Genomic DNA, 16,824 nt, shown 5'->3' on the forward strand with positions numbered 1-16,824 from the left:
GGCTTGGTGAAGTTTTTTTGAGTCGAGGGATTCGTAGGGGGAGGTGGGGTCGGATTCGGGTGGGTTGGGTGTTGGTTTGATCATGGTGAAGCTCCTGAGGTTATGGAGCCACTTTTCCCCTGTCGCTAAACAAGTGAAGGTGGCAGCTGTACGCAGGTTAGCGAACCGGTCTCAGGCACCCCGGTAGACCCGAAGGTCTCCCACATACAGCCGCCATAACGTTATTGCGGGCGAAAAATCCCGCAACGAAGCCACGATCGCTGATGCACTGAGTTGGTCCGAGTCGCTAAACCCGATCGCTGATTCGTCAGTGACCGCACCACAATAGAATCCGACCCCAAAGCGCACAAGCCGGCGGATTCTGGCTTGGCTGTAGGCAATGGCGCAAGGATTTGTAGCCTTGGAGGCGTGTCTTAAGGTGTCTTTTAAACAGCCAAGTTTAAATTGCAAAATATCTAAGTCCTTACCGCCTATTCCGGTCAGTGAAAAGGGGCGCACGGTTTGCCGATTCTGGGAGACTCCCGTGGCGATGATTGATGTCTACGCTGTGTGGTTGCTAGGCCGGTATAACTAAATTGCAAGTTTCCCACGTTCAAGTGCGTAGACACGATGCCGCTGCTTAATCTCATATTGTTCTTTTGTGGTCTGATTGATTATTGGCGATCTTGTGTGCTCGGCGTGGAAGATATTTATCTCTGATCCTTGGGTGAATGGCAGGGATAGAGAAGTGTGTTCGGCGATACTTGTTCCGCGCAGTTCCTGGCAAAATAATATGTTGCCTTTCTTGTTATGAATCCAGATTGCCAGGTAAACGCTGGCGAAACTTACATGAGGTGCGGCTGGATAGACTTCGATGTTGATGATTTCCTGTGCCAGATTGAACTCGATTGTCGCGATGTTTCCACCGTGTGCCCCTTGATTCCAACTGAAGTTCGTACCTGTAACGAATCTCGACTCGGAGTTTTGATGTTTTAGGTACAAGTCCTTATACTTTTCAAGAAGCTGGTTGTGTTTGACGTCGTTGAAAGAGTTGATGGCAACATAAAGCTCATCCAAGAGGGGGTGATCTCTGTATAAAAGAAAGTGGGGCTGGGCATTGATAGTGGCCGAAAGCTTCTCAATTTCTCGAGCCAGATTCTCTCCGGTGGGGGTGCCAAGTTGCTTGTTGTAAAGGCCCTGCGGTGTCATGGTAAGTATGACGAGTGTGTTTTTTGCGTCAAGCACCAGTTCGCTCGCTGGGAAAATCTTGTTGCGGCTAGGTTCAGCATGAAAAATTTCAATTGTATAATCAGGAGCCGCAGTGATCTTCTCTTTGGTAGTTGTGACGCTGTTACCATGTAAAACCTGCTGGAAAACAGTGCGCTGATGCCTATCTTTGATCGTGATCGACGAATAGATGCGGTCAGCATAATAGGAATGAGGGGCGTTAGCATGAATGTCAATGGTGATACAGTCTTCGCCGGGATCAATTTCGATCGAAACAAATCTGGTATACAAGCCGTAAAGTTCAATGGTTTGCGAAGCTAATTTGGCACCTGATATGTATTTATATTCAATATTGATGCTATTGGTGATGTCGCCTCTAACGTCAATGTGTTGCGTGGTGGTATAAAGTTTGCCATTGCAGATGGATGGTGCTTGTAGTGTATACACGCCAGCTGCGAGGTTTGGAACTGTGATTTTCTGCGCATTGATGTTAATGATTGTCGATAGATTGGTGCCATTTCTTAGTAAGAAGTCTTTAGTGTAAAACGCATCATATAATTTATTGTCCAGCACCAGTTCGACGTTTCCCATGAGTCCAGCGTCTTTCAGCGCAATATTATCAATCAGATCTATTCGGCTAGCCAAGTTAAGCTGCTTGACCAGGGACGATAATTTTTCTCTGGGTGCGAGTTTGTACAAGGGGTAGACAGGTATCCGGTTGGCATAGCGAGTGACCAGGTTGTTGATTCTGGAAGTTGAAATCTGGCCTATTCTCAGTAACGGAGAGATATCGATGTTGGAGGTTTTTGCGCAACTATCAATGAACATTTCTATAAAGGAATAATCTCTCGGGTGAAAATCGTGTCGATTGCAGGCTGCTCGATAGGCTTTGTTATAATCTATCAATGCTGATAGTCCTGCTTTGTCAAGTATCAGTATTAGATAATAGAGTAGTTCGTGAAGTTGCCAGGTGCTAATTGCAGGGTTTCTTTCGAATAGCTGTTCAGTAAGATCAAAATGCAGATCTTGCTCTCCGTGGTATAGCCAACTGTCTTTGAAGAGGTCGTCTCCTAGATGTTGCGCCTGATAATAGTATGCATACAGGTTGTTCCAAACCTCCCCTAGGGGGATTTCACTGTAATCCATAAAAAGCCCTTGATAGCCATGGCCTATTTCGTGGATCGACCCCCAATTTTTAGGGTCAGGATTTAACCAGAAACTAGCGACGGAATCATTTGTTTCGGCGGTATGATCGTGGCCATAGTATGCAGAGCCCAAGCCGGTTTTATTGGCCTTCATAAAGTATCGATTGGGAACGTTTTTGTCTGTTGGTGTATTTGGCGAGAATGATAAGCCAGCCAAATGATTAAAAAGTTCAAAGATGCCCTGAAAATAATTTTCCAAATGCACCATGCCAGTACTCTCATGGAGGCGTTTGAGGTGTGGTTTGTCTTGCGCAGGAACGAGTATGTCTGCATAACGTGTGCTGATAAGGGCAAATGCGCTAGCTTGATCATCCCAGAATTTGAAAAAGTCGGCGGTGTCCGTACCAGTTTTATGAACTGGAAGAGATTTTGGTGGGCTGCTGTATTCAATCACAATCTCAATGTTTGACGCGCTTTCCCTGTAGGGCGTTGAAATGAAGGCTGCGGATGTATGGGTGGACGTGAACTCACAGAATTCATTGTTCAGTGAGATGTATTGTTCCTTGCTGCCATCGTCGTTCAGTAGTGATAGTTCTATAGCGGGATCATCTGCTGTGCCCAGATGTTTTGCGCGAATGGTGATGCCGGGATCGAGGATGACTCCAAGATTTTGTTTGTCGTGATAGATTCCTTTGCTCATCCCTGCATTATTTAACCATGTTGGCAGTTGCAGCGCATAGATGCTGTGGGTTGAGCTGATCCAAGTGGCCATTGTGTAATACTCATTCAATAGTATTGGTATGAGTTTCCTCGAGAAATTCAGCTTCGTAACCTGTCAAAGTTGACAGGTGTTTATATAATTTGATTATCAATGACCGTGTTTTAAGATCTTTTTGAAGTACGGCTTTCCGGTCTGTGCGCCGCGGCCACCATTTTTGCGTGTTCCGGTTTGGGACTTGGCTTTCCGATAGCTGTGGTTTGCGCTATCGCAGGCTGCGACCTCTTGTTCTTTTCGTATCCCCACTCAGCGCCAGAACGTAGCCGGCATTCTCCGCGTCCCCTCCGAAAACGAACGCGCAGCTTCGGGACAGGCACCCCTTCCCATACAGCGCACGGGCACGACCGCCCGCCCCGATCTAATGCTGAAAATTGCTGACGAAAGTGCGTGAACGGGCAACGAAGAGCTCACCGAGTGATTACCGCGCCAGCATCAGCCGGGCAACTTCAGATTATGCAGCGCCGATTCACCGCCAGCTCGCCGAGCATAACGAGTTGCGCAATGCCCAACAGCGTCCTGCGTTGCGACGCGGGTAGGAGGTTGGCGCAGTTTTTGGGGAAGGTTCTGGCTGAAGCAAGTGTTTCGCAAGCGTTGGCCAACGGTTCTTCGTATTTGAAGCCGGCGGTCACAGCGAACATCGAGCGGGTTTTACGTTGAATGGGCGTGGCGCCGAGTGGGCAGAGGTAGTAGCCGAGGGCGTGGTCGGCGGCTTGGTGGATTTTTTTTGAATCGAGGGATTCGTAGGGGGAGGTGGGCTCGGGTTCGGGTAGGTTGGATGTTCGTTTGATCATGATGAAGCTCCGAGAGTCATTGGAGCTGCCAACCTTCACTGCAAGCTATAAGCGAGTCGCGCTCGCTCCCACAGTTGGAACGCATTTCAATCTGACGTTTGGAATGCATTCCCTTGTAGGAGTGAGCCTGCTCGCGATAGCGGTCTGTCTGATTTGAATGCATTGAGCGGAAAATCCTTATCGCCAGCCGGCTCACTCCTACATCGGCCGTGTTTTTCAATCCTTTGTAAAAGTTGGAAAGCTTCTTGCAATAACCGCCCTGCGTCCGCTCGGGGCGTCAAAAGTTTGCTTTAAAGGAACGGGGAAAACCGGTGGATCGCACTCAGTTATTCAATACAGCACGCACCAACGTTGCCGACCTCAGTCGAGGCAATCTGGGCGTGCCGTTGTTGCTGCTGGTCATGCTGGCGATGATGATGTTGCCGGTACCGCCGTTCCTGCTCGACGTCTTCTTTACCTTCAACATTGCCCTGTCCATCGTCGTCCTGCTGGTCTGCGTGTATGCGCTGCGGCCGCTGGACTTCGCCGTGTTCCCGACCATCCTGCTGGTGGCGACGTTGCTGCGACTGGCGCTGAACGTAGCCTCGACGCGGGTGGTAATGCTCCACGGTCAGGACGGCCACGCCGCTGCCGGTAAGGTGATTCAGGCCTTCGGTGAGGTGGTGATCGGCGGTAACTACGTGGTCGGTATCGTGGTCTTCGCGATTCTGATGATCATCAACTTCGTCGTGGTGACCAAGGGCGCCGGGCGGATTTCCGAGGTGAGCGCGCGTTTCACCCTCGATGCGATGCCCGGCAAACAAATGGCGATTGACGCCGACCTCAACGCCGGCCTGATCGACCAGAATCAAGCCAAGTCGCGCCGTCAGGAAGTCGCCCAGGAGGCTGAGTTCTACGGTTCGATGGACGGTGCCAGCAAGTTTGTCCGTGGTGACGCCATCGCCGGCCTGCTGATTCTGTTCATCAACCTCATTGGCGGCATGGCGGTTGGTATCTTCCAGCACGGCATGAGCTTCGGCGATGCGGGCAAGGTTTACGCCTTGCTGACCATCGGTGACGGTTTAGTGGCGCAATTGCCATCACTGTTGTTATCTACAGCAGCGGCGATCATGGTGACCCGTGCGTCCGGCTCGGAAGACATGGGCAAGCAGATCAACCGCCAGATGTTCGCCTCGCCGAAAGCGCTGGCCGTGGCCGCAGGTTTGATGGCGGTGATGGGCCTGGTGCCGGGCATGCCGCACTTCTCCTTCCTGAGCATGGCGGCGCTGGCTGCGGGCGGCGCGTACCTGTTCTGGAAGAAGCAGAACGTCGCCAAGGTCGTGGCGCTGGAAGAGGTCAAGCGTCAGCAGGAACTGCTGCCGTCGCCGGCCCGCGCCATGGAAACCAAGGAGCTGGGCTGGGACGACGTGACGCCGATCGACATGATTGGCCTGGAAGTCGGCTATCGCCTGATTCCGCTGGTGGACCGCAATCAGGGTGGGCAATTGCTCGCGCGGATCAAGGGCGTGCGCAAGAAGCTCTCGCAGGATCTGGGCTTCCTGATGCCGACCGTGCACATCCGCGACAACCTCGATCTGGCGCCGAGCGCGTACCGCTTGACGCTGATGGGCGTGATCCTCGCCGAGGCCGAGATCTACCCGGATCGCGAACTGGCGATCAACCCGGGCCAGGTGTACGGCTCGCTCAACGGGATCAACGCCAAAGATCCGGCTTTTGGCCTGGAGGCGGTGTGGATCGAAATCAGCCAGCGCGCCCAGGCGCAATCGCTCGGCTACACCGTGGTCGATGCGAGCACCGTGGTCGCCACCCACTTGAACCAGATTCTGTACAAGCACTCCAGTGAGCTGATCGGCCACGAGGAAGTGCAGCAACTTATGCAATTGCTGGCCAAGAGCTCGCCGAAACTGGCAGAAGAGCTGGTGCCGGGCGTGGTTTCGCTGTCGCAGTTGCTCAAAGTTCTGCAAGCGCTGCTCGCTGAGCACGTGCCGGTGCGTGACATTCGCAGCATTGCCGAGGCGATCGCGAACAACGCTGCCAAGAGTCAAGATACCGCCGCGCTGGTCGCCGCTGTGCGGGTCGGCGTATCCCGTGCAATCGTCCAAAGCATTGTAGGCACTGAGTCCGAGCTGCCTGTAATCACATTGGAACCAAGGTTGGAACAGATATTGCTCAATAGTCTGCAGAAGGCAGGACAAGGCTCGGAAGAGGGCGTTCTGCTGGAGCCGAGCATGGCCGAGAAGCTGCAACGTTCGTTGATCGAAGCGGCCCAGCGTCAGGAAATGCAAGGCCAACCGGTGATCCTGCTGGTGGCAGGCCCGATTCGCGCGATGCTCTCGCGCTTCGGCCGCCTCGCAGTGCCAGGCCTGCATGTGCTGGCCTACCAGGAAGTACCGGACAACAAGCAAGTGACCATCGTTGCGACAGTAGGGCCCAACGGCTGAGGTAGTGGTTTATGCAAGTTAAGCGTTTTTTCGCCGCCGATATGCGTCAGGCCATGAAGCTGGTTCGCGATGAGCTGGGCGCTGATGCCGCCATCATCGGCAACCGCCGCATTGCCGGCGGCGTCGAGTTGACGGCGGCTCTGGATTACAAATTGTCGGCGCTGGCGCCACGGGTTCCGAACATGGAACTCGAAGACGAGCTGCGCAAGACCCAGTCGCGTATCGTCACCGCCCAGGCCGAGCTGAGCCTGCGTGGCGAAGCCGACGGCAACACCAATCAGCAGTTGTTTGCCGGGCTGCCATTGACCGCAGGCCTGCCGCTGACTGCTGCCGAACCGCTGAGCGAGCCGACCTACGCCGCACCGACGCGTCCGGCCGCAGCGCCTGCGCAGGCCTCGGCGGGTGTCGATCCGCGTGCGCTGGATTCGATGCGTTTTGAATTGAACAGCTTGCGCGAGTTGATGGAAGTGCAGCTCGGCACCCTGGCCTGGAATCAGCTGCAAGGCAGCCGTCCGGCCCAGGCCAATCTGTATCGCCGTCTGCAGCGCATCGGCCTGTCCGGCCCGCTGTCGCGCGATCTGTTGGCGATGATCACCGATATCGAAGAACCCCGTCAGGCCTGGCGCATGCTGTTGGCCCACCTGGCGCGGATGATTGCCGTACCGGAAGTCGAGCCGCTGGAAGAGGGCGGTGTGATTGCCATGGTCGGCCCCGCCGGCATGGGCAAGACCACCACGCTGGCCAAGCTCGCCGCGCGTTATGTGCTCAAGTACGGCGCGCAGAACGTTGCACTGGTGAGCATGGACAGCTTCCGCATCGGCGCGCAGGAACAACTGAAAACCCTCGGACGCATCCTCAACGTGCCGGTGACGCACGTCGATCCGGGTCAGTCGCTGGTGCAGGCATTGGATCCACTGCTACGCAAACGCGTGGTTTTGATCGATACTGCCGGCCTGCAAGCCAGTGATCCGGCGTTGCGCATGCAGCTTGAGAGCCTGGCCGGGCGTGGCATTCGCTCAAAAAATTATCTGGTCCTGGCAACCACCAGCCAGAAACAGGTTCTAACCGCCGCTTATCACAGTTACAAGCGTTGCGGGCTGGCCGGCTGCATCCTGACTAAACTGGATGAAACGGCCAGTCTCGGCGAAGTGTTGAGCCTGGCGATCAGTCATGAATTGCCGGTCGCGTACCTGACCGATGGCCCACGGATTCCGGATGATCTGCATCTGCCGCGTCGTCATCAATTGGTCAGCCGCGCCGTCAGCGTGCAAATGCAGGAAGAACCCAGCGAAGAAGCCATGGCTGACATGTTCGCTGATATCTATCACAGCCCGACCAAGCAGGTTGGCTGAGGTAATCATGAACAGTTTTTGTACCTACATCGATGGTCTGCCACGCATTGTTCCGATCAGGAACGCGCAGCCAGTAATGTGGCCTCCGTCTATGCAAGACAAGGTAAAGAAATAACATGGGCAGCATGCATCCCGTACAGGTGATCGCGGTGACCGGCGGCAAAGGTGGCGTCGGCAAGACTAACGTGTCAGTGAACTTGTCGCTGGCGCTGGCAGAGCTTGGCCGTCGGGTCATGCTGCTGGACGCCGACCTGGGCCTGGCGAACGTCGACGTTCTGCTGGGGCTGACACCCAAGCGCACACTGGCCGACGTCATCGAAGGCCGTTGCGAACTGCGCGACGTGCTGTTGCAGGGGCCGGGCGGGATTCGCATCGTGCCGGCGGCCTCCGGCACGCAGAGCATGGTGCACCTGAGCCCGGCGCAGCACGCCGGCCTGATCCAGGCGTTCAGCGACATCGGCGACAATCTCGACGTGCTGGTGATCGACACCGCTGCGGGTATTGGTGACTCGGTAGTCAGTTTCGTACGCGCCGCCCAGGAAGTGTTGCTGGTGGTCTGCGACGAGCCGACTTCGATCACCGACGCTTACGCGCTGATCAAGTTGCTCAACCGCGATTACGGCATGAACCGCTTCCGCGTGCTGGCCAACATGGCGCAGAGCCCGCAGGAAGGGCGCAACCTGTTCGCCAAGTTGACCAAGGTCACGGATCGCTTCCTCGACGTCGCCCTACAATACGTCGGCGCCGTGCCGTACGACGAAAGCGTGCGCAAGGCGGTGCAGAAGCAGCGCGCCGTCTACGAAGCCTTTCCCCGTTCCAAGTGCGCGCTGGCCTTCAAGGCCATCGCCCAGAAGGTCGACACCTGGCCGCTGCCGGCCAACCCGCGCGGGCATCTGGAATTTTTCGTCGAGCGTCTCGTGCAGCAAACCGCAGGGCCTGTGATATGACCGCCAGTGGCATGAATCTTTACAAAAAGTCGGCGCGTGACGCGCAATACGAATTGATCGAGCGTTACGCGCCACTGGTCAAGCGCATTGCCTATCACTTGCTGGCGCGCCTGCCGGCCAGCGTGCAGGTCGAAGACCTGATCCAGGCCGGGATGATCGGTTTGCTCGAAGTCTCGACCAAATACGACGCCAGCAAAGGCGCCAGTTTCGAAACGTACGCGGGCATTCGAATCCGCGGCGCGATGCTCGATGAAGTGCGCAAAGGGGATTGGGCGCCACGCTCGGTTCACCGTAATACCAGGATGGTCAGCGACGCGATTCGCTCGATTGAAGCTAAAACCGGCCGTGACGCTAAAGATCACGAGGTTGCGGCCGAACTCCAATTGAGTCTCGACGATTACTACGGGATTCTGAATGACACCTTGGGCAGTCGCCTGTTCAGTTTTGACGACCTGTTGCAGGACGGCGAACACGAAGGGCTGCACGAGGATGGCGCGAGTGCTCATATGGAGCCGTCACGCGATCTGGAAGATGAACGCTTCCAGGCGGCGCTGGCGGACGCGATTGCCAATTTGCCGGAGCGTGAGCGACTGGTGTTGGCGCTGTACTACGACGAAGAGCTGAACCTCAAGGAGATCGGTGAAGTCCTTGGCGTCAGTGAATCGCGGGTCAGCCAGTTACACAGCCAGTGCGCGGCCCGTCTGCGGGGGCGTTTGGGGGAGTGGCGAGCGCGCTGAAGGCAGTGTGGGGACACTGCGAAACGAGGCTGGTGCGGTGATGAACGGCGCCGGTCTCGATCCGTTGTGCTCCAGACAAACTTTAAGTGCTGCGCCGATTGATTGAAGTGGCGCGTCCAGGTGCTGGGCGCGTTTAAGACTGCTTGGAGGTCGAATTGAACAAAGACATGAAAATCCTCATCGTTGATGACTTCTCAACGATGCGGCGGATCATCAAGAACCTGCTGCGCGATCTTGGGTTCACCAACACCGTCGAGGCCGACGATGGCACCACTGCCATTCCGGTGCTCAACAGCGGCAGCATCGACTTTCTGGTAACGGACTGGAACATGCCGGGCATGACCGGTATCGACCTGCTGCGTCACGTGCGCGCCGATGAAAAACTCAAGCACCTCCCGGTGTTGATGGTGACTGCTGAAGCCAAGCGCGAGCAGATCATCGAGGCCGCTCAGGCCGGTGTGAACGGTTACGTGGTCAAACCTTTCACGGCTCAAGCGTTGAAAGACAAAATCGAGAAGATTTTCGAACGCATCGGCTGATGAATGCGCGGGGGAGCTATGGAGCATAACGAATCATCACAGGGCGATTTCGAATCGACCCTGAAAAAACACGCCGTCGAACTGGTCGAGAGCCTTGAAAAAGGCAAGTTCGGCGACGCGGTGCAACTGATCCATGAGCTCAATCAGACCCGTGACCGCGGCCTGTATCAGGAAGTGGGCAAGCTCACACGTGAACTGCACAGTGCGATCGTCAATTTCCAGATCGATCCGCACATGCCGCAGGCCGAGGAAGTGTCGCAAATCACCGACGCCACCGAACGCCTGGGCTATGTGGTCAAGCTGACGGAAGCCGCGGCCAACCGCACCATGGATCTGGTGGAAAGCGCCACGCCGGTGGTCAACAGTCTCGCTGATGAAGCGCAGACGTTGAGCGCCGATTGGGGCCGCTTCATGCGTCGCGAGGTCGGGGCTGAAGAGTTCCGCGAACTGGCGCGCCGGGTCGACGGTTTTCTGTCACGCAGCAGCACGGACAACCGTGCGGTGTCGAGCAACCTCAACGACATCCTGCTCGCTCAGGATTACCAGGACCTCACAGGTCAAGTGATCAAGCGTGTGACCCAACTGGTCACCGAAGTCGAAAGCAATCTGCTCAAACTCGTGCTCATGGCCAGTCAGGTCGACCGCTTTGCGGGCATCGAACATGACCGCGCCGCAATGCTTGCTGAAAAAGATCCACAAAAACATCTCTCGCAGGGTGAAGGTCCGCAGATTCATGCCGATAAACGAGAAGACGTTGTGTCCGGTCAGGACGATGTGGACGATTTGTTATCCAGCCTTGGATTCTAGAGTTTCGGAATTCGGGTTTTTTGGGTTTTTAGACCTGTAGGAGCACCCCATTAATGAGCTTCGGCGCCGATGAAGAGATCCTTCAGGATTTCCTGGTTGAGGCCGGCGAGATTCTTGAGCAACTGTCCGAACAACTGGTCGAGCTGGAAAGCCGTCCGGATGATGCAGATCTGCTCAATGCAATTTTTCGCGGTTTCCACACTGTAAAAGGGGGCGCCGGCTTCCTTCAGCTCAATGAGCTGGTGGAGTGCTGTCACATCGCCGAAAACGTGTTCGACATCCTGCGCAAGGGTGAGCGTCGCGTTGATGCAGAACTGATGGACGTGGTGCTCGAAGCACTGGACGCGGTGAACAGCATGTTCAGCGAAGTCCGTGAACGTGCACCGATCACCGCTGCGACGCCGGAACTGCTGGCCGCGCTGGCGCGTCTGGCCGAACCGCAATCGGCGGATGAAGCCGTTGCCGCACCGGTAGAAGCGGTGGAAGAACCGGTCGCCGAAAGCGCATCGGACGACATCACCGATAACGAATTCGAACAACTGCTGGACTCGCTGAATGCCGTCAAGGCCCAGGCCGAGGCTCCGGCCGCTGTCGCTGCTCCCGCGCAGGTTGCCGATACGGCGGCCAGCGATGAAATCACCGACGCCGAATTTGAATCGCTGCTCGATCAACTGCATGGCAAAGGCCAGTTTGCTGTCGATGCAGTCGCTCCGGCGGCACCAGCAGCGCCGGCCGCGCCTGCTGCGGGCGACAGCTCGGACATCACCGACGACGAATTCGAAGCCTTGCTCGATCAGTTGCACGGCAAGGGCAACTTCGCCGTTGACGCGCTGGAATCGGCCATCGCTTCGGCCCCGTCAGCACCTGCTGCACCGGCAGCCGCTGCGGCCGGCAGTGACCTGATCAGCGATCACGAATTCGAATCGCTGCTCGACGAACTGCACGGCAAAGGCAAGTTTGACGCCAGCGCTGCGACTGCCGGCTCCGTGTCGAGCGTCGCCACGCCAGCGGCGAAAGCTCCGGCTGCCGCTGCTGCGCCGAAGCCTGCCGCCAAGCCTGAACCGAAAGCCGAGGCGCCGAAACCGGCCGCCGCTGCTGCACCGGCTCCGGCCCGCGCGCCAGCTGCTGCCCCGGCAGAAAAGCCGGCCAGCGAAGCGGAAACCACCGTGCGCGTCGACACCGCGCGGCTCGACGAGATCATGAACATGGTCGGCGAGCTTGTGCTGGTGCGTAACCGTCTGGTGCGTCTGGGCCTCAACAGCGGCGACGAAGCCATGTCCAAGGCCGTGTCGAACCTCGACGTGGTCACCGCTGACCTGCAGACCGCCGTGATGAAAACGCGGATGCAGCCGATCAAGAAGGTCTTCGGGCGCTTCCCGCGTCTGGTTCGCGACCTCGCACGTCAGCTCAAGAAAGAAATCAACCTGGAACTGGTGGGTGAAGAAACCGACCTCGACAAAAACCTTGTCGAGGCTCTGGCCGACCCGCTGGTCCACTTGGTGCGCAACGCTGTCGACCACGGCATCGAGTCGCCGGAAGAACGCGAAGCATCGGGCAAGGCCCGTGGCGGTCGCGTGGTGCTGGCGGCCGAGCAGGAAGGCGACCATATCCTGCTGTCGATCTCCGACGACGGCAAAGGCATGGACCCGAACGTCCTGCGTTCGATCGCGGTAAAACGCGGTGTGATGGACAAGGACGCGGCCGATCGCCTGAGCGATACCGAGTGCTACAACCTGATTTTCGCCCCGGGTTTCTCGACCAAGACCGAGATCTCCGACGTGTCCGGCCGTGGTGTCGGCATGGACGTGGTGAAGACCAAGATTTCCCAGCTCAACGGTTCGATCAACATCTACTCGACCAAGGGCCAAGGCTCGAAGATCGTCATCAAGGTGCCGCTGACCCTGGCGATCATGCCGACGCTGATGGTCATGCTCGGCAATCAGGCGTTTGCGTTCCCGCTGGTCAACGTCAACGAAATCTTCCACCTCGACCTGTCGACCACCAACGTCGTCGACGGTCAGGAAGTGGTGATCGTGCGCGACAAGGCGCTGCCATTGTTCTACCTCAAGCGCTGGCTGGTCAGCTCCGCGGCTCACGAAGAGCAGCGCGAAGGCCATGTGGTGATTCTTTCGGTGGGCACTCAGCGGATCGGCTTCGTCGTCGATCAGCTGGTCGGCCAGGAAGAAGTGGTCATCAAGCCATTGGGCAAAATGCTCCAGGGAACTCCGGGCATGTCCGGCGCCACCATCACCGGTGACGGCCGCATTGCGCTGATTCTCGATGTTCCAAGCATGCTCAAGCGTTACGCCACAAAGCGTATTTGAATCCGGGGCGGCGGCGCGATGACGCGCCGCTGCACCTAATGGAGTGTTTATGGCAGTCAAAGTCCTGGTGGTGGACGATTCGGGTTTTTTCCGCCGCCGCGTCTCGGAAATTCTTTCGGCGGATCCGAGCATCCAGGTGGTCGGCACGGCCACCAACGGTAAAGAGGCGATCGATCAGGCCATGGCCCTCAAGCCTGACGTGATCACCATGGACTACGAGATGCCGATGATGGACGGCATCACGGCAGTGCGGCACATCATGCAGCGCTGCCCGACCCCGGTGTTGATGTTCTCCTCGCTGACCCACGAAGGCGCGCGGGTAACCCTCGATGCCCTGGACGCCGGCGCGGTGGATTTCCTGCCGAAGAATTTCGAAGACATCTCGCGCAACCCCGAGAAGGTCAAGCAGCTGCTGTGCGAGAAAGTCCACAGCATCTCGCGCAGCAATCGTCGTTTCAGTGCCTACAGCGCGCCGGCTCCCGCCGCTGCGCCAGCGCCGACGCCTGCTCCGGCAGCGTCGAACTACGGCAGCCACACGAGCCACAGCAGCCCTGTCCCGGCACGTCCTGCACCTGCACCTGCGCCTGCGCCTGCCCGTGCATCCGCTGCCAGTGCTTCGTCGCCGGCACCGAAACGCAAAGCCTACAAACTGGTTGCCATCGGCACCTCGACGGGTGGCCCGGTCGCGCTGCAACGCGTACTGACGCAGTTACCGGCGAACTTCCCGGCGCCGATCGTGCTGATCCAGCACATGCCGGCGGCGTTCACCAAAGCGTTTGCCGAGCGTCTCGACAAGCTCTGCCGTATCAGCGTCAAGGAAGCCGAGGATGGCGACATCCTGCGTCCGGGCCTGGCGCTGCTGGCGCCGGGTGGCAAGCAGATGATGATCGACGGCCGTGGCGCGGTGAAGATTCTGCCGGGTGACGAACGTCTGAATTACAAGCCGTGCGTGGACATCACGTTCGGTTCTGCAGCCAAGTCCTACGGCGACAAAGTTCTGGCAGTGGTACTGACCGGCATGGGCGCCGACGGCCGCGAAGGCGCGCGTCTGCTCAAGCAGGGCGGCAGTTCGGTGTGGGCGCAGGACGAAGCAAGCTGCGTGATCTACGGCATGCCGATGGCCATCGTCAAAGCCGATCTGGCTGACGCGGTGTATGGTCTGGACGACATCGGCAAGCACATCGTCGAGGCGTGTATCTGATGGATGTTCTCAGCCTTATCGGCCTCATCATGGCGTTCGTCGCCATCATCGGCGGCAACTACCTTGAAGGCGGTCACCTCGGCGCGCTGGCCAACGGCCCGGCAGCGCTGATCGTTCTCGGCGGCACGGTCGGTGCTGCGCTGCTGCAATCGCCGATGAGCGCGTTCAAGCGCGCCATGCAGATTCTCGGCTGGATCTTCTTTCCACCGCGTGTCGACCTGGCCGGCGGCATCGACCGCGTGGTCAATTGGAGCCTTACGGCGCGCAAGGAAGGCTTGCTCGGCCTCGAAGGCGTGGCCGACGCCGAACCTGACAGCTACTCGCGCAAAGGTCTGCAACTGCTGGTCGACGGCGCCGAGCCGGAGGCGATTCGCAGCATTCTCGAAGTGGATTTCTACACTCAGGAATCCCGCGATATCGAAGCGGCCAAAGTGTTCGAAAGCATGGGCGGCTACGCGCCGACCATCGGCATCATCGGTGCGGTGATGGGCCTGATTCACGTGATGGGCAACCTCGCTGATCCGTCGCAACTGGGTAACGGCATTGCCGTGGCGTTCGTCGCGACCATCTATGGCGTGGCCAGTGCCAACCTGATCCTCTTGCCGGTCGCGGCCAAGCTCAAGTCCATCGCGTTGCGGCAGTCGCGTTATCGCGAAATGTTGCTGGAAGGAATTCTGTCGATCGCCGAAGGTGAAAACCCTCGTTCCATTGAGTTGAAGCTGCAAGGCTTCATGGACTAAGGGAATAACCTCATGGCTCGTCGTCGCCACCAGGAAGAACACGTCAATCACGAGCGCTGGCTCGTGTCCTACGCGGATTTCATCACTTTGCTGTTCGCGTTTTTCGTGGTGATGTACTCGATCTCGTCGATCAACGAAGGCAAGTACAAAGTCATTTCCGAAGCGCTGATCGGCGTGTTTACCGACTCCGATCGCTCGCTCAAACCGATTCCGATCGGCGACGAACGACCGAAAACCGTGACCCCGGCCAAGCCGCTGGTCAAGGATGCCGAGCAGGTCGACGCTGGCATTTCCGGGGCCAGCGATCCGCTGAAAAGCATCGCCGATGACATCAGCGCCGCCTTCGGTGATTTGATCAGCTCCAACCAGATGACCGTGCGCGGCAACGAGTTGTGGGTCGAGATCGAGCTCAATTCCAGCCTGTTGTTTGGCAGCGGCGACGCCATGCCGAGCGACATCGCGTTCAACATCATCGACAAGGTCGCGGCGATCCTCAAACCGTTCGACAACCCGATCCACGTCGAAGGCTTCACCGACGATCAACCGATCCGCACCGCGCAGTACCCGACCAACTGGGAACTGTCCTCGGCGCGTTCGGCGAGCATCGTGCGCATGCTCGCCATGCAGGGTGTGAACCCTGGGCGACTGGCATCGGTAGGCTACGGCGAATTCCAGCCAGTGGCCAACAATGCCACGGTCGAAGGCCGGGCGAAGAACCGTCGTGTGGTGCTGGTGGTGTCGCGCAATCTCGATGTGCGCCGCAGCCTGACGGGCACCGGAACCGCCAATGCGCAACCGGACGCGGCGTTGAAGCGCGCTGGCACACAAACTGCACCGACCCCGGTCAAGACGCCGGGACGCGAGAGTGCCGTCAATTCTCCGTCGCCCGCATTAACACGCTGAAGCATGTCTCGGCCAATCAACCTGGCCGGGAGGAACGAACTGAATGAGAGTCTGGGCAGTCGCCAATCAAAAGGGTGGTGTCGGTAAAACCACATCCTCCATCGCTTTAGCCGGATTGCTGGCCGAGGCGGGCAAGCGCGTGGTTGTGGTCGATCTCGATCCGCACGGCTCGATGACCAGCTATTTCGGCTACGACCCCGACAGCCTGGAGCACAGCAACTACGACCTGTTTCTGCACAAGGGCAGCGTGCCGCAAGGCCTGCCGGGGCAGTTGCTGTTGTCGACCAGCGACGAACGGATTTCCCTGCTGCCATCGAGCACCGCACTGGCCACCCTTGAGCGGCAGTCGCCGGGGCAGAGTGGCCTGGGCCTGGTGATCGCCAAGAGTCTGGCGCAACTGTGGCAGGACTTCGATTACGCGATCATCGACAGCCCGCCGTTGCTCGGTGTGCTGATGGTCAACGCCCTCGCGGCGAGCCAGCAACTGGTGATTCCGGTGCAGACCGAGCACCTCGCCGTGAAAGGTCTGGAGCGCATGGTCAACACCCTGGCGATGATCAATCGTTCGCGCAAACAGCCGTTGCCGTTCAGCATCGTGCCGACTTTGTTCGACCGCCGCACGCAGGCGTCGATGGGCACCTTGCGCGTGCTGCGTGACAAATTCCCCGACGACATCTGGCACGGCTATATCCCGGTCGATACTCGTCTGCGCGACGCCAGCCGGGCGGGCGTCACGCCTTCGCAATTCGACGGCAAGAGCCGTGGCGTGCTGGCCTACCGCGCGCTGCTCAAGCACCTGCTCGCGCAGCAACTTGTTCCGCAGGTGGCCTGAGCATGATCCTTATTCGTGTAGGAGCTGCCGAAGGCTGCGATCTTTTGATCTGGCCTGTCAGTGCTCGTGAAAAGATCAAAA

General features: G+C 57.9%; 12 protein-coding genes and 1 pseudogene. 11 read left to right on the plus strand and 2 right to left on the minus strand.

The annotated features are described in order from the left end of the window. Positions 1–570: 570 nt before the first annotated feature. Both F8N49_RS15270 and F8N49_RS15275 read right to left on the minus strand, forming a co-directional pair. Complete coding sequence (locus tag F8N49_RS15270) at positions 571–3,123, minus strand: putative mucin/carbohydrate-binding domain-containing protein (protein ID WP_151551848.1); 2,553 nt, start codon at positions 3,121–3,123, stop codon at positions 571–573. 438 nt (positions 3,124–3,561) lie between these two features. After that, positions 3,562–3,920 (minus strand): annotated as a pseudogene (locus F8N49_RS15275) (DUF6124 family protein). Positions 3,921–4,231: 311 nt separating this feature from the next. Between F8N49_RS15275 and flhA the strand changes: the two are divergent. The 11 genes from flhA (at position 4,232) to F8N49_RS15330 (ending at position 16,743) form a co-directional block, all read left to right on the plus strand. Then, positions 4,232–6,361 carry a flagellar biosynthesis protein FlhA gene (flhA, locus tag F8N49_RS15280; protein ID WP_016771062.1) on the plus strand — a complete coding sequence of 710 codons (2,130 nt, stop codon included), beginning with the start codon at positions 4,232–4,234 and terminating at the stop codon, positions 6,359–6,361. Positions 6,362–6,372: 11 nt separating this feature from the next. Next, on the plus strand, positions 6,373–7,713 hold the full coding sequence (gene flhF / locus F8N49_RS15285; RefSeq protein WP_024012117.1) for a flagellar biosynthesis protein FlhF: 1,341 nt from the start codon (positions 6,373–6,375) through the stop codon (positions 7,711–7,713). 116 nt (positions 7,714–7,829) lie between these two features. Beyond that, positions 7,830–8,660, plus strand: a complete 831-nt coding sequence (gene fleN / locus F8N49_RS15290) for a flagellar synthesis regulator FleN (RefSeq protein WP_016771060.1) — start codon at positions 7,830–7,832, stop codon at positions 8,658–8,660. Next, complete coding sequence (fliA, locus tag F8N49_RS15295; RefSeq protein WP_016771059.1) at positions 8,657–9,397, plus strand: RNA polymerase sigma factor FliA; 741 nt, start codon at positions 8,657–8,659, stop codon at positions 9,395–9,397. Before fleN ends, fliA begins: the two co-directional genes overlap by 4 nt. 167 nt (positions 9,398–9,564) lie before the next feature. Beyond that, a complete protein-coding gene (locus F8N49_RS15300) occupies positions 9,565–9,936 on the plus strand; it encodes a chemotaxis response regulator CheY (protein WP_024012118.1) in 372 nt (123 codons plus the stop codon). Between the two features lie 18 nt (positions 9,937–9,954). Continuing rightward, positions 9,955–10,743: a protein phosphatase CheZ gene (locus tag F8N49_RS15305; protein ID WP_016771058.1), complete on the plus strand. Its 789-nt coding sequence runs from the start codon at positions 9,955–9,957 to the stop codon at positions 10,741–10,743. Positions 10,744–10,796: 53 nt separating this feature from the next. Continuing rightward, positions 10,797–13,067, plus strand: a complete 2,271-nt coding sequence (locus F8N49_RS15310) for a chemotaxis protein CheA (protein ID WP_151551849.1) — start codon at positions 10,797–10,799, stop codon at positions 13,065–13,067. A gap of 49 nt (positions 13,068–13,116) precedes the next feature. Then, positions 13,117–14,268 (plus strand): chemotaxis response regulator protein-glutamate methylesterase, encoded by a 1,152-nt coding sequence (locus F8N49_RS15315; RefSeq protein ID WP_151551850.1) that lies wholly within the window; start codon positions 13,117–13,119, stop codon positions 14,266–14,268. Further along, positions 14,268–15,008 (plus strand): flagellar motor protein, encoded by a 741-nt coding sequence (locus F8N49_RS15320; RefSeq protein WP_016771055.1) that lies wholly within the window; start codon positions 14,268–14,270, stop codon positions 15,006–15,008. The genes F8N49_RS15315 and F8N49_RS15320 overlap by 1 nt, the downstream gene beginning before the upstream one ends. A gap of 12 nt (positions 15,009–15,020) precedes the next feature. Next, positions 15,021–15,911 carry a flagellar motor protein MotD gene (motD, locus tag F8N49_RS15325; RefSeq protein WP_016771054.1) on the plus strand — a complete coding sequence of 297 codons (891 nt, stop codon included), beginning with the start codon at positions 15,021–15,023 and terminating at the stop codon, positions 15,909–15,911. Positions 15,912–15,954: 43 nt separating this feature from the next. After that, the gene (locus tag F8N49_RS15330; protein WP_024012121.1) at positions 15,955–16,743 is read left to right on the plus strand and encodes a ParA family protein; all 789 of its coding nucleotides are present in this window, start codon (positions 15,955–15,957) and stop codon (positions 16,741–16,743) included. The last annotated feature ends 81 nt before the right edge of the window (positions 16,744–16,824 follow it).

Source organism: Pseudomonas sp. GXM4, from assembly GCF_008923895.1.
In the GTDB taxonomy this organism is placed as follows: domain Bacteria; phylum Pseudomonadota; class Gammaproteobacteria; order Pseudomonadales; family Pseudomonadaceae; genus Aquipseudomonas; species Aquipseudomonas atacamensis.